The organism is Pontibacillus yanchengensis Y32, assembly GCF_000770635.1.
In the GTDB taxonomy this organism is placed as follows: Bacteria; Bacillota; Bacilli; order Bacillales; family BH030062; genus Pontibacillus; species Pontibacillus yanchengensis.
Window position 1 is genome coordinate 1 of record NZ_AVBF01000023.1, and the last position, 14,604, is coordinate 14,604.

At 38.8% G+C, this 14,604-nt stretch carries 11 protein-coding genes; 10 read left to right on the top strand and 1 reads right to left on the bottom strand.

The annotated features are described in order from the left end of the window. The first annotated feature begins 1,546 nt into the window (after positions 1 to 1,546). Entirely contained in the window at positions 1,547 to 1,687 is a 141-nt protein-coding gene (locus N782_RS21510) for a hypothetical protein (protein WP_161783095.1), read from the top strand. A gap of 80 nt (positions 1,688 to 1,767) precedes the next feature. Here the strand turns inward: N782_RS21510 and N782_RS09805 are convergent, their stop codons facing one another. After that, positions 1,768 to 2,286, bottom strand: a complete 519-nt coding sequence (locus tag N782_RS09805) for a ribonuclease H-like YkuK family protein (protein WP_036819051.1) — start codon at positions 2,284 to 2,286, stop codon at positions 1,768 to 1,770. Positions 2,287 to 2,508: 222 nt separating this feature from the next. Here N782_RS09805 and N782_RS09810 point away from each other — a divergent pair, with 222 nt between their 5' ends. The 9 genes from N782_RS09810 (at position 2,509) to N782_RS09855 (ending at position 14,582) form a co-directional block, all read left to right on the top strand. Continuing rightward, positions 2,509 to 3,198 carry a DsbA family protein gene (locus tag N782_RS09810; RefSeq protein WP_036819053.1) on the top strand — a complete coding sequence of 230 codons (690 nt, stop codon included), beginning with the start codon at positions 2,509 to 2,511 and terminating at the stop codon, positions 3,196 to 3,198. A gap of 269 nt (positions 3,199 to 3,467) precedes the next feature. Next, positions 3,468 to 4,001 carry a GNAT family N-acetyltransferase gene (locus tag N782_RS20705; RefSeq protein WP_161783096.1) on the top strand — a complete coding sequence of 178 codons (534 nt, stop codon included), beginning with the start codon at positions 3,468 to 3,470 and terminating at the stop codon, positions 3,999 to 4,001. 14 nt (positions 4,002 to 4,015) lie between these two features. Beyond that, positions 4,016 to 4,693, top strand: coding sequence for a response regulator transcription factor (locus N782_RS09820; RefSeq protein ID WP_036819055.1), 678 nt, complete (start codon positions 4,016 to 4,018; stop codon positions 4,691 to 4,693). Next, positions 4,690 to 6,048 carry a sensor histidine kinase gene (locus tag N782_RS09825; RefSeq protein WP_036819057.1) on the top strand — a complete coding sequence of 453 codons (1,359 nt, stop codon included), beginning with the start codon at positions 4,690 to 4,692 and terminating at the stop codon, positions 6,046 to 6,048. The genes N782_RS09820 and N782_RS09825 overlap by 4 nt, the downstream gene beginning before the upstream one ends. Positions 6,049 to 6,368: 320 nt before the next feature. Further along, entirely contained in the window at positions 6,369 to 9,527 is a 3,159-nt protein-coding gene (locus N782_RS09830) for an efflux RND transporter permease subunit (protein ID WP_036819061.1), read from the top strand. Positions 9,528 to 10,355: 828 nt separating this feature from the next. Beyond that, positions 10,356 to 11,249 carry a cupin domain-containing protein gene (locus N782_RS09840; protein WP_036819064.1) on the top strand — a complete coding sequence of 298 codons (894 nt, stop codon included), beginning with the start codon at positions 10,356 to 10,358 and terminating at the stop codon, positions 11,247 to 11,249. 149 nt (positions 11,250 to 11,398) lie between these two features. Then, complete coding sequence (locus tag N782_RS09845; protein WP_036819067.1) at positions 11,399 to 12,748, top strand: hypothetical protein; 1,350 nt, start codon at positions 11,399 to 11,401, stop codon at positions 12,746 to 12,748. Between the two features lie 77 nt (positions 12,749 to 12,825). Beyond that, entirely contained in the window at positions 12,826 to 13,803 is a 978-nt protein-coding gene (locus tag N782_RS09850; protein ID WP_052111276.1) for a class F sortase, read from the top strand. Positions 13,804 to 14,042: 239 nt separating this feature from the next. Further along, entirely contained in the window at positions 14,043 to 14,582 is a 540-nt protein-coding gene (locus N782_RS09855) for a hypothetical protein (RefSeq protein ID WP_052111277.1), read from the top strand. Positions 14,583 to 14,604: the final 22 nt, after the last annotated feature.

Here is a 14,604-nt window from a genome sequence, read left to right on the forward strand (position 1 = left end):
TGTGGGCCGCAGCATATACGTCGCTAGCAGGGCGCTTGCGCTTTTGTTCCTAAAGCTTATAAAAAAGCCCTCTTTCCTGAGGAGAAAGAGGGGAGTGGCAAACAACTTAGGTAGCCCAACCATTTAGAATCATCCTGAACAGCGATTCTAAAAGTGACATCTAACGGACGACTCTTTGGGGAATTCGTTCCCTAATTACTGATCGTTCATTGGTTAAGTCATATTTTGGGTCCTTGTTATGGGCGAAACAACATGGGACAATTCGCTTTGTAATAGGTTCCTAACCACCTTCGTGAATGTTATAAACCATTTTCTAATTAGCAAAGACATAAGATGTGTTTATAGAGATGTCTAGCTTCCAGCTACAAATGTGCTTTTCTAAACTCTGGACGATAAGGTGATATCGAATGAAACATGGTTTTCCTGTTTCCTTTATCTCGCCATTTCTGGTGGAGTTTAAAGATGATTAAGGTTCGATTACATCCTTCTCGCGTCGGTAGCAACATCGTACTGGAGACCATTTTTACCAACGTCTATAAACATGAACTTTAGCTAATCGTTACAACAGAGCATGTTAGTCAGGTTAAAGCTTCTTGGTTGATAGTACGTTAACAACTCTTTCTCAATCCAGAAAGCGTAGTACTGATGTTACATGGTTGTTGAAGCTGTCTTAGAATGTGTCCATCTTGATTCTTAATCTTGAGCCTACGAGTATCGTGTCATATACCCTTTCACTATTTCTAGTGTAGGTGTGGTGGGTACTGACTTTTCATCATGAATCTTTGTACAGGGAGCAATGAACTTGATTTATTCCTAATCCGAAGTAAGTCGCATTCTCGAATTGGAGGGGAGATCGAATGCTTGAGCATATTCATTTCTTGCCCCTGCTTGTTGAATGGAAGCTTAACATTCAACAGACTAGATGTTTTAGTGTTCGTTTGGGTCTGTTTTGGTAATCTTCAACCTTTTCCTCTACGGTCGCTGATATGGGCTACAAGTAAATCTTCCTCTACACAGGAGGTGTTCCCTATCCTTGACCATCATCGGGGTTCGTTTTTTTAGGAACGAACTCGAATGGTTGAGCCACCTAAGTTGTTTGGTGCTTTTTTCTTTTTTTGTTATCTTCTTTACATCTTTAGTATAGCACGTTTTTGGCGGAATCAACGGTAAAATTGTGACGCTTTTGTGAACGCTTTCACAATTGTTGTTTTGCTATCCATAGGGTTGTTCCAATCTACAAGATGCACCATAATATGGATATACATTTTTCGTTTAGGAATTTATAAATTTTAACGCTTGTGTATAACTAATAAAAGTGATGCGGCCACGTCCAGCTCCAGCGCCCAGCGACTAGCAAACTTCCTGCACCTCCTTACGATAAGTCAACATCGAATCGCTTGCGCTCTTCGTGTTTCCTTTCGGCCCACACGACGTGGGTTGGTTCGATGTTGCTGCGTGAGGCAGCGGTCTTAATCGAACTTCCTTACGACAGTTTGTACGTCGCTAAACGGGCGCTTGCGCTTTTGTTCTTAAAGGAGACTTGGTTTTGACAGGAATTTTAACAGGAATCATTTTGTTTTTAGTATTTCTTGGTTTTGGTGCTTTTTTGGAGGTGCGTGCAAAATTATCTAGATTGGAAGAGAGGATAGAAAAGTTGGAAGGTAACGAGACAACGACCTCTGAATAGAGTTAAGATAGGAAATTTTGCTGAGCGAACTAAAAAATGGAGTTCTACTGGAGAAGCCCATTTTTTATAGCACAAACCACTTACTTTGTATATCGATTCGCATAACTGGACGCAGCATATGCATCTGGCTTTATTTTTACGTCAATTCCCATTTGATCAATGCGCTGGGTCATATCGGAAATGAGATGTCTTGTTAACCCTTTGTGTCCTATGTCGAGATGGATTTCAAACGAGAAGGAAGCGCCTTTTTGTTCATAGGGTAGAAGAATTTCGGCTATTTCCTCTAAGTATTCGGGGGTGAAGTAAAAGGCAATGTCTTGACTAAGCCAGGTTTCGGTGGAGATTTTTTCTTTAAGGCTAGTAATTGGTCTGCGTACAGTATGATTCCGTAAGCAGCCCCACGCACCTTTTCCTATTCTGTGGATATGAATGGCTGTAATAAATCGAGTATAATCGCGATGTACATGTGAATCGGAGCCTAGTGATAGGCGATAAGAGGCAGACGGGTCATGTTCCACAAACTTTTTTATCCGTTCTTGTACATCCTCAATAGACATGTTTTGATTCGTTTGATTATAAAAATACGGGTTTTCAAACATGTTTTCACCTCAATATACAATATGCGATGCTATTTCTATTTTATTCATAGAGTCGAAAACTGTGTGTTAAGTTCGTGTAAAAATTCTATCTAAAGGAAGATTTCTTACAAGCGCACTCTTCTTGACTGAAGGAAAGAACTATATCTATAATAGGTACATCTTAAGGCTAGGCAAAACATACATAGTGTAATGAACTAGCACTTTATTATAAAGGGTGGTTTCATGGCGGCAACGAAGCAAAAAGGGAGCAACGCATGGATTTATTGGATGATAGGCATCATATTAGCAGGAGCAGTGTTAATTGTTGTACTAGATCGTCAATTAGGTGGAGATGAAGGTGGTTCAAGTAGTGGTGAAACAGACTTGAGCTATGAAAATCAACCGTACATGGGAGAAGAATCAGCTCCTGTTGAGATTATTGAATTTGGTGATTATTTATGTCCTCATTGTAAGACATTTGAACAAAGTTTAGTTCCAAAAATAAAAGAAGCTTTCGTTGATACAGGAAAAGCGAAGTTCTACTTTATGAATTATCCTGTTATTGGACAAGGATCTGAGCGAGCAGCTCAATTTGCTGAAGCTGTGTATCAGGAACTTGGTAAAGATACATTCTGGGACTTTCATAAGCATTTATTTGAAATTCAGCCAGAGGATGCTTCATTAGTAGATTACAACAAAGACTTCTTTAAGCAGGCATTACAAGATGTAGTTGACGATGAAGCAAGTATTGATAAAGTTGTAACTGCTTATGATGACGGAATGAAAGACGCAGTGCAAACAGACAAAAACATGGCACAAAGCCTAGGTGTGCAATCAACACCTACAACAATTGTGAATGGAAAAGTGTTTGAAGGAGAGTCATTTGCTGACCTTGAACAACGTGTTGAAGAAGCTATGAATGAAAGTGAATGATAGAGAAGGGGTGGTATCAGTATGAAACTGGTACCACTTTTTTGTTTTATTGTCCTAAGATACAACGCTTGTGTATAACTAAAAAGGAGGTTTTATTTACTTTCTAAAAAAAATGATTGCTAATTCTAATTCTTTTAAAGTCCAGTCGTAATAAATTACAATTTTTAGGTGGAGTGCTCGTTTCATATCATTAGTGTCCTTTGTGTTAAGATAAAACAGGTTAGAATTTAAAGGAAGAGGGACTGTTTAACGTGTTCAATATTCGAAACTTGAATCGAAATGATATAACCTCAACCATGCTTGATAATTTTAATCGAAAACAAGAAACACATCGTGTACTTGTTCAATGTGATGGAATGTTACGTGAAAGAGATGATGATTTTGAAGATGAATGGACACTAGACCAGAAGCGGAGTATTGTAGATCACTTTGTTCGAACAATAAACTATAGTGGATCAGTTATTGTTGCCTTTGATTATAATCGGGTTGTAGGATTTGCTGTACTGGAACCCTATATCTTTGGAGCAACCAGTCGATATTGTGAGCTTTCTTATTTGCATGTAACACGAGAAGCAAGAGGACATGGGATTGGAGAGGCACTATTTCATGAAGTTAGGGAAGTTGCTAAACGAAAAGGTGCTCAAAAATTATACATAGGAGCTCATCCATCTATTGAAACGCAGTCGTTTTACCATAGAATGAATTGTATATTAACTAAAGAGGTTTATCTTCCGATATATGAGCGGGAGAAGAGAGACATACAATTAGAGTGTCCTATAGGAGATGAATCGAAATTTAAGTAAAGGAGAACATGTGCATGATTCGAATTTTGATAGCTGACGATGATCCAAATATTGTGCGGCTTGTCGCATTGTACATAAAAAATGAAGGATATGAAGTGGTTCAAGCTTCCGATGGAGAGAAAGCTATGCAAGCGCTTGAGCAAGAACAGGTTGATTTAGCTATTATAGATATTATGATGCCTAAGGTAGATGGGTACGAATTGTGCCGAGAGATAAGGCAATATTATGAAATTCCTGTTCTTATGTTAACAGCGAAGGGGGAAACCCACGATAAGATAAAAGGCTTTGAATTAGGGACAGATGATTATGTTGTAAAACCTTTTGAACCAATGGAATTGATGATGAGAGTGAAGGCACTTCTTAGGCGCTACAAGGTCCAATCTTCAAATGAAGTTGCATTGGGGAATATAACCATGTTCTCCCTGAATAAAGAAGCTCTAGTAAATGGCCAGAAAATGAATTTAGCATTAAAGGAATTTGAACTTCTATTCACGTTTGCCAGCTACCCCGAGCAAATTTTCACAAGAAATCAATTGATTGAAAAAATATGGGGATTGGATTATGAAGGTGATGATCGTACAGTAGATGTTCATGTAAAACGTGTTCGTGAAAAATTAAAAAGGGCACATGCAACAGTTGAGGTGAAGACGATTAGAGGCCTAGGTTATCGGCTTGAGGTAGGAAATTTATGAAAAGTTTATACGTGCAAATTGTTGTTACCTTTTTAGGAGCAGTCCTTATTAGTCTATTTATATCCTTTTTAATCTCTGGGAAGATTTATGAATATCAAGTGTCAGAACGGATACAAAACCGAATGGAACAGGTTGGGAAGGATTTCATACAACTTTATAAAAGTAGTCCTAATATGGAAGTTGATACATATCTAGATGCGATGTCCTCATTCAGTTTTGATGTGCTTGTTTATCGAGAAAATAATAAATCGCTTATATATGAAAATAAACCGTCAAGTTGGAATCTTTCACAAGAAACCATTAATAAAGTTATAAATGGCGGAGTGTATAAACATAAGAGCATTCCACCAAGAAGCGTTGTTGGTTTGCCATTTGAAATGCAAGGAAGTTCCTATGCTATGTTTATTCGCCCTGATTTCACGTTTTTCTTTAAGGATTTTCGAAAAGTAATGCTCATATTGTTCTCTACTATACTAGTGCTTGGGAGCATTATTTTTATTATTACAACAAGGTGGACCATTCGACCAATTAAGAAGCTTACTTATTCAACCAAACAAGTCGCCAAGGGAAATTTTGATGTTGCCATTGAAACGAAGAGGAAAGATGAACTAGGAGATTTAACAAGGAGTTTTAATCATATGGTTCATGGGTTGGATGAGCTAGATGATATGAGACAGCAATTTGTTTCAAACGTATCCCATGAAATTCAGTCTCCATTGACGTCGATTCAAGGGTTTGCAAAGGCTTTAAAGGATGATGTCATTCAAGACGAACAAGAAAGAAAAGAGTATTTGTCTATTATCGAGCATGAGAGTAAAAGGCTGTCCTCATTGAGTCAAAATTTATTAAAGCTTGCAACCCTAGATACAGATCACCCTCCATTTCATCCAATTGATTATGCGCTAGATGAACAACTTAGACGAGTGGTTGCTTCTCTAGAACCTCAATGGTCAGCTAAGGAGCAAGATGTTCATATCGATATTGAAGACACAACGTTTAAGGGCGATCAGGATCAACTTGAACAAGTTTGGATAAACTTATTAACCAATGCTATTCGATACACTCCATTTAAAGGAGAGATTTACATTTCTACAAAATCTTTTGATGAAAAGATTGTCGTATCTATAACGGATAGTGGGATTGGTATTTCAGAGGAAGAGCAATTCCGTGTATTTGAACGCTTTTATAAAGTAGATAAGTCAAGGTCTAGAAATAAAGGTGGTAATGGGTTGGGATTGTCAATTGCTCAGAAGATTGTGCTTCTTCATCACGGTTGGATTTCCATTGAAAGCGAACCTGGAGAAGGTGCCACATTCCATGTGCATCTTCCAAAGACCATTGAGTGGAAAGATTGAGTATTGAGTCAAAGCTAAGTCTTTTTCTGCTTTCAGTCGTAGTGTTGAATATACTTTCATGGTTCCTTCGCCTCCTAAGATAAGTAAAGATCCCATCGTACTTCGTGCTGCCTTTATCTTCTAAGGGGGGCAGGGGAGTTCTGGGTAGAAGGAGGTTCGATTAAACTCGCTGCATCATGCAGCAACATCGAACCAACCCACATCGTGTGGGCCGCAGCATATACGTCGCTAGTAGGGCGCTTGCGCTTTTGTTCATATTCAGTTCATAAAACATAGATATAGTTATGCTAGATACATTTTGAAGGGAGTCAATTTACACAATGAATTGGATTACTAAATTCAGCTTAAAGAATACCATTGCAATTATCATTTTAACTTTATTAGTCGTAGTTAGTGGTGTGATTGCTACGAATAAAATTAAAGTGGAAACATTTCCGGATGTAACGTTCCCTGTTATGACGGTTCAAACCGTTTATCCGAATGCTTCAACAGAGGATGTGGAGGAAAATGTGACTACACCAATGGAGGAGGCGCTTCTCAATTTAGAGGGGTATGATTCCATTTCGAGTACATCAAAAGAAAATGTTTCTATTATTACCATTACCTATCCATTCGGTGAGGATATTGAAGAAGCGCAGTCTGATGTAGAGTCTGCTGTAAACAAAGTTACTTTACCTGATGATGTAGACCCAAACGTACAGGCTTTATCCATAAATTCAACCCCTATTTATCAGGCAGCGTTATCTGCAGAAGATTTGTCGAAACTTCAAGATGATATGGAGACGAACATTGTCCCTAAGCTGGAGAGCATCGAAGGGGTGTCAAGTGTAGAATTAACTGGTAAACAGGACACGAATATTACTATCGAAGTTAATGAAGACGAAGCTTCCTCATATGGGCTTTCCCTTTCTACTATTAAAGATGCTATTCAGCAATCTGAATATAAGTTACCAACAGGTACACTTAGTCAAGAAGGAACCTCTATTCCTGTTGAGATAAAAGGTAACATAGATGATTTAGATGCTATAAGACAAATTGAAATCCCAATTACACAAGGAGCAGCTGGGGCAAGTCAAAGTGGTCCATCTCAACAAGCCCAGAGTCAAGGTCCTCCTCAACAAGGTGGAGCACAACAACAGGCTCCATCAGGTGAAAGCCAATCTCCTGGGGCTCAAGCAGGGCCACAAGCTATTGTGTTATCTGACATTGCAGAAGTGAAAAAAGATACTACTCGTACGGAAATCTCCAGATTTAATGGAGAAGATAGTATTCTGTTGGAAGTGATTAAATCACAAGAAGCTAACACAGCTGCGGTGGCAGATGAAGTAAAAACATATCTAAACGAAACTGTAGAAGAAAACGAGTATGAGCTTTATACCGTATTAGACCAAGGTAAAGAAGTAAATAAATCGATATCTGCCTTACTTAAAGAAGGTGGATTTGGAGCGTTATTCACTGTCGTTGTAATTTTGTTATTCTTACGTAACATTCGTGCAACGTTCATCGCAATTCTTTCCTTGCCGATTTCCATTTTTGGAACGATTGCATTACTGGAGCAATTCGGTTACACCTTAAACATTATGACTTTAGGTGGGTTAGCAGTAGCGGTAGGTCGAATAGTCGATGACAGTATCGTTGTTATTGAAAACATTTATAGGTGGAAGCAACAATACCCAGAAATGAAGCAACGAGAACTTGTTTTCAAGGCGACAAAAGAAGTAATGGGTGCCATCGCTTCATCTACCATTGCAACCATCATTGTATTCTTACCACTCATGTTTGTCAGTGGTATCCTAGGCGAGTTCTTTAGACCATTTAGTTTAGCTGTAGTATTTTCTGTTTCGATTTCCCTTATTGTAGCTGTTATGCTCATTCCTGTATTAGGTAAATTCTTCTTTACAAACGTGACGCATAAATCAGGTAAAGTGAGAGGGAATTCTTGGTATGAGCGCTTCTTGAGAGGGTCCTTAAAGCGTAAATGGATCGTATTCGTATCATCCATTGTGTTGTTATTTGGTTCCTTCTCCCTTGTTCCCGCATTAGGAGTATCCTTTTTACCTACAGAAGGAAGTGAGACGTTTGAAGTTGAAATGACGCTTCCTAAAGATGTGACCTTACAAGACACGAGTGAAGTAGCGGAGAAAATAGAAGAAGAACTCTCAGATGAAGAGGACATTAACTACAATCAAGTCTCGATTGGTTTCGCTAGCCAACAACAAATGCCTGGTACTGTAGCGAATACGAATGAGAATGTAGCGCGCTTCTTTATTGAACTAAAAGAAGATATATCCATTGATGATGCCATGCCAACGTATGAACAACAAATAGAAGAGATGGCACAAGACGAATATGACGAAGCAACAGTCAAAGCGACAGAGATTCAACAAGATGGGCCTCCATCTGGGAATAGTATTGATATCAATCTGTACAGTGATAATTTAGATAATCTCGATCAAGCTTCTACCCAAATTGAGAACCTTTTACAAGAAGACAATCGAGTTAAAAACATTACAAATGATATGGAAGATACAAAAACGAAATATCAAATTGTTATGAACGATGAGGGCGAAGAATTAAATGTAAGCCCATTCCAGTTAATGCAACCGATTCAAGAACGTCTGCACAGTGTGGATGGTGGAACCGTTACGCTTGAAGATAAAGAATGGGAAATGGAATTAACGTTTGATGAGCAATTTAATTCCAAAGAAGACCTGCAAGACTTCACAGTAAAAACTGTTGAAGGGGAAAAACGTCTAGAGGAAATTGCTACGATTAATGAAGTGCAAGTTCCTGCAGCTATCAAACACCAAGACGGGGAAACAGCGAGCACGGTATCTGCAACTATAAAAGGGGAAGATACGGCGAAAATTTCTAGCGAGATCCAAGAGGACTTAGATGCATTATCTCTACCAAATGATGTAGAAGTAGATCTATCTGGTGGTCTTGAAATGATTACAGAAGGTTTCTCTGATCTAGGCTTAGCAATGGGAGCGGCAGTAGGTCTAGTATTCTTAGTATTAAGTATTACGTTCGGTGGTATTATTACACCAATCGTCATTCTCTCCTCGCTCATCTTCGTGCCAATTGGCTCCTTAGCTGGATTGCTTATCGGAGGACAAACGTTATCAATGAGTGCGATGATCGGGATGCTTATGTTGATTGGAATAGTTGTAACAAACGCCGTTGTTTTATTAGACCGAGTGGAGGCAAATCGTAAGGAAGGTATCGAATTAACCGAAGCGATTGTGGAAGCATCAACAACACGCTTACGTCCTATTCTGATGACAGCACTTGCAACAATATTTGCTTTAACACCACTAGCATTATCGAACTCTGCATCTGGCCTTATTTCCAAAGGTCTTGCAATCACCGTAATTGGTGGACTAACAACATCAACACTGTTAACACTTATTTTCGTGCCAGTATTTTATAAAGCACTTGGTAAGTATCGCAAAATTGATACAGATCATAGTATTTAAATGATAAAACGGAACCGAATGGGGGATGAAAGCCTTCATTCGGTTTTTTATATATAACCCTCTGTTAAAATTTAGTGGAGATTTTGGAATCAAATAATCAAATAGTTTTATTCAAGATAAGAAGCATAATCTGGAAGACTTAGATTCGAGATAATTTGGGATGGAGGGATTTTTCCGTTGCTTTAGATGGAATAAAGCTGGCCTGGGAACAACTCGCGTCCTGCCGGCGAGCTGGCAAGCTACCTTCGGGAAGAAAGCCCTCAGGGGATCTTGCCTACCTCTTTCTCCGGCGGGAGTCTCGTCGTTCCCAGGCCACCTTTGCTATTGTTGGGAAGAACGGAAATATGGATTCATTAACGAGCAGGAATACATAATGCATTATGACATAGCTTTGCTTGGATTTATGACCTATCTTTTCAAGCCTGGTAACGAGCTTCTAGCTGTTTGGCTTTCAACATATGGCGATGTTTCCGTTATACCACACGAACGCAAAGATGGGCCGGGAAATGGCGAGACTCCCGTGGAAAAACGGATGTGTCAAGACCCCGCAGGGCGATTTTTGCCCGAGGAGGCTTGACCGTTCGTCCACAGGAAAGCGAGCTATTTCCCGGCCCATCTTTTCTCTAAATAAACACAACGGAAACATTTCTCTAATCCATAATATCTCGAATTTAAGTCTTCAACATAATGGTGCTTATATGGAAGAACATAAAACTATTTCATTATTATATAAACAACAAGCTTAAACAAAGCCATATATAAAAAAGTTCCGATTATCGCCCATCATGCATAAGATGGTTTTATCTATGTATGAAGGGAATGAAGTGAATGTATTATGTTCCAACTTTTCATCCTTACCCATTAAATGCTCCATTGTACAATGCTGAAATGATGTCACGGAGTAATCAGGAAAATGGAGACCAATTAGTAGAAGTATTACTAGCAGGAATTAAAGGTAAAGCTACTACGATGGATTTTTACAATCGTTTAGCAGGGTTGGCACCAAATCAAGAAGCGTACAACGAAATAATTGCTACTCAAAATGAGGAAAGAGTGTTTTTAAGACAATTTACTGACATGTACACCGCGCTTACTGGAATGCAGCCTGTTTACCAAATCGATCAAGCTCGTTTTGCCTCTTATGAAGAAGGTCTGCAAAAGGTGTATGAGCAACAAGTTAGAAATTATGAAGAATGCCATAAAGGTTACTTACTTACTCAACATTTACCACTACGTGATTTATTTTTAGGTGCATGTAATAAAGAGGCAGAGCATGCGGAACGATTTTTTTCTTTTGATGGAAGAATTGAATTAAAAGATTATGGTTCAGAACCATTTGTTCTGGACATTGAAGAAGCAACTACAGAAAATGATACGTTTCGTACTGCCTTGTGGACGGGGGAACATTTCCAGGTTACCTTAATGAGTATTGATGTTGGGGATGATATTGGTTTAGAAATTCATCCGAATGTAGATCAATTTTTACGTATTGAACAGGGGCAGGGGTTAGTGCAAATGGGCGATACAAAGAATCAAGTGAATTTTGAAGAAGAAGTTTTTGATGATTATGCCATTATGGTTCCAGCTGGAAAATGGCACAATGTTATGAATACTGGTAATCTACCACTTAAGCTTTATGCAATTTATGCACCACCTGAACATCCATTTGGTACTGTTCATAAAACGAAAGCAGATGCACTGGAAGCAGAAGGGAACTCATAACTAATAATTTGATAAAAAATAGATTGGTATGCAAGTATGACGTAGTCCACAATTCGTGGATTGCGTTTTTTTATTTAATAGTGATCCATATGAAGCTACTATTCGATTACTTAATAAGAGAATAAAAAATAAAGGAGATGGCAATGAGGATGAAACAACTGAAACGTATTTGTGTAACGATAATTGCAGTGACACTATTGTTACCTTCATTAGCTTTTGCAGATGGAAAGACAGCTGATATGGATTCTGCTGCCAACACATCAGCTGCAGACTTCAGATCTCAGTTAGATCAATTACTGTCAGAGCATTTTGTACTGGCTGTTACGTATATGATGAAAGCTTATGAAGACGCACCTGATGCTGACGAAGTTTATGAAAAACTTGACCAAAACGCTCAAGATATGACACCTGCTATTGCTTCGGTATATGGGGAGGAAGCAGCATCGACATTTGAAGAAATTTTCCGAGGACATAACGATTACTCAGATAACTTCGTCAAAGCTGCGAAGAATGGTGACCAAGAAGCACGGAAGATGGCAGAACAAGAAGTGAAAGAATTTGTTAATGAGTTTGGTGGCTTTCTTGCTAAAGCAACAGATGGAAACCTTTCTGAGAAGACAGCAAAAAACGTGTTACAGGCTCATGAACAAGATGTTGTGAACACATTTGATCATTATGTGAATGAGGAATACCAAAAAGCATATGAATCATTCCGTACAGGATTTCACCGAATGTTTGATATTAGCAAAGCCTTGTCTACAGCCATTACAAAGCAAATGCCACAAGAATTCAATCAGACAATGGCCAACGCTCCATCAGCTGATTTGCGTTCCTCTTTAAATGCATTAGCTTCCGAGCATTTTGCTTTAGCTACTCTCGAGATGCAAAAAGGCTATAACCAAGCTCAAGATTATGATTTTGTAACATGGGCGGAGAATCAACACACAGATGAATTTAAATCAGCAATCAAAAATTTATATGGAGAAGAAGCGGCTTCCATGTTCGAAAAGGTGTGGCAACAAGACCACATTAATGCTCAAACGAACATCGTGACCGCGACACTTGAAGAGGATCAGGAAGCCCGAAAGAAAGCGGAAGAAAGCTTGAAGATGTTCGCTAATAACTTTGGTGCCTTTCTAGCAAAAGCAACGGATGGCAATATGCCTGAAAATGCTGCTACCGAAGCAATATGGATGCACGAGGAAGATATACTAGAAACATATGATCATTATGTATCAGGAGATTATGAAAAAACGTATAATTCCTTTAGAGAAGGATATGGATTTATGTTTGGAATTGGTGAAAATCTAGGAAGTGCTATTGTTACCCAAATGCCAGACAAATTTGAAGCAGAAGCAATGCCAAACAAAATGCCTGACACAGGTATGGGAGGAGCAAGTGCACAGCCCCATTCTATGTCAACATTACTATGGATTACATTTTGGTTGTTAGCTCTTGGTTCTGCAAGTTTCCTGTATCGAAGAAAATCACTGCAATAAATAGAATGACAGGGTAGTAGAGTTTACACTACTACCCTGTCATTCTAGACCTTTTTCATAGAAGAGGTGATGATAGAGTGGATAGAGACTGGAAAATATACTTTACAGTAGTAGGTTTAGTTCTCGTTGTGATGATTGGATTTGAAACGAACGTATGGGCGAAAATCACAAATTCTACCACCGAACAAGCAGGAATTGAATTAAACTCTAATCAGTATTTAAGTGATTCAGAGGATACATCAACTGCTTCCTCCAATAATGTAAAAGAGTTCACCGTTTTAAATAAGAAGAAGTCTATGGATGAAGTAGATTTTGAGATTGAGAAAGAAAAAGAAGACAATGGTATTGTCCCAAAGCATATCAAGATTCCAGCTATCGACGTTGATACAGAGATTTTAAATGTTGGAATTTTGGATAATGGTCAAATGGGTGTTCCAGACGATACAGTAAATGTCGGGTGGTTTGAGCCAGGAACGAAACCAGGCAATACAGGTAATGCTGTTATGGCTGGTCACGTTGATAGCTATCAGGGAGCTGCTGTGTTTTTCTATTTGAAAGATTTGAAGAAAGGCGATGAAGTCACCGTTACGAATAAAGATGGAGAAAAGCGCACGTTTGTGGTACAAAAACTTGAAAGCTATCCAACTGAAGAAGCTCCTATTGAACAAATTTTCGGTAAAACAGACGATCAAAACTTGAATTTAATCACCTGTACCGGAACCTATAACCATGATACACAAGACCATGAGAAACGACTTGTCGTGTACACAGAGTTGAAGAAAGATAAAGAGGACACTCATGTTCCAAAACCAACAAATGTGGAAGTAAACGGTACATTTGTTACATGGCACGCTGTAAGGAAGGAAGAAGTTGTTGGGTACCGCGTGTATGAGAGTACAGATGGTGAATCGTTTAACAAAGTAGCCAGTATTGATGCTCATGAACGAAAAGCCTATTCCGAGCCTAACGCATCAGAATACTCCTATTATGTAACCAGTGTAGACGAAAATGGAAATGAGTCAGATCCATCGGAAAAAGTAAATGGAAGTGATTAGACCCAGGTGGAGAGCCTGGGTTTATTTTTTTAGGGAGATAGTGAGGGGTGTTGGTTGGAAGAATCGAATGTGAAGGAGATGAGCGAGCATGTTCAGATTCGAAGAGAGCAAAAGAGGGGGAGAAACAGCAAAAGCACTAAACATAACAAACCATACAATACAGAAAAACTGTAACCATTCGTACTGTTTTATCGTCATTAATAGTAAACAATGTTCCAAATCTTTAAGGAGGTTGGTTCATGAAAAAGCTCAGTATAATTATGTTAATGGTTGTGCTTATGAGTTCTTTTATCTTTTCGTTGACTCCAACAACGGTTAAAGCATGTTCTTGTGTGATGCCTCCGTCAGTTGATGAAGAGGTAGAGGTATCAGCTGCGGTTTTCACAGGAGAGGTCATCGATATTGAAAAGAAAAGCCGTTCTAGAAAAGTGACTTTCGAGGTTTCGAATACTTGGAAGGGTGTTACTAAATCTGAGATCGTTATTACTACAGGACTGAATAGTGCTGATTGTGGGTTTCCATTTGAGGTTGGTGAAAGCTATCTCCTCTACGCTAACGAATCCTCCATGTATGAAGGGGTAGCCGAATTAAGTACGACTATCTGCGATAGGACAGCTGCTATTGAAGAAGCTCAACAAGATTTAGAAACACTTGGTGAAGGCAAAGCTCCTGTTGAAAATGTAAAGGAAAATGATACTTCTAATAACGGACTAATCTATGGGGCTAGTGTAATGATTGTGGTACTTTTTACTTTTGTGTTGTGGAGGAAAATGCGCTAGTCATTTAAAGGATTTTTATAGA

Bases quoted from the DNA above. Each gene is read 5' to 3' on its own strand.
- N782_RS09825 (WP_036819057.1), top strand. From the start codon at position 4,690: ATGAAAAGTTTATACGTGCAAATTGTTGTTACCTTTTTAGGAGCAGTC.
- N782_RS09830 (WP_036819061.1), top strand. From the start codon at position 6,369: ATGAATTGGATTACTAAATTCAGCTTAAAGAATACCATTGCAATTATC.
- N782_RS09805 (WP_036819051.1), bottom strand. From the start codon at position 2,286: ATGTTTGAAAACCCGTATTTTTATAATCAAACGAATCAAAACATGTCT.
- N782_RS09855 (WP_052111277.1), top strand. From the start codon at position 14,043: ATGAAAAAGCTCAGTATAATTATGTTAATGGTTGTGCTTATGAGTTCT.
- N782_RS09845 (WP_036819067.1), top strand. From the start codon at position 11,399: ATGAAACAACTGAAACGTATTTGTGTAACGATAATTGCAGTGACACTA.
- N782_RS09840 (WP_036819064.1), top strand. From the start codon at position 10,356: ATGTATTATGTTCCAACTTTTCATCCTTACCCATTAAATGCTCCATTG.
- N782_RS09810 (WP_036819053.1), top strand. From the start codon at position 2,509: ATGGCGGCAACGAAGCAAAAAGGGAGCAACGCATGGATTTATTGGATG.
- N782_RS09820 (WP_036819055.1), top strand. From the start codon at position 4,016: ATGATTCGAATTTTGATAGCTGACGATGATCCAAATATTGTGCGGCTT.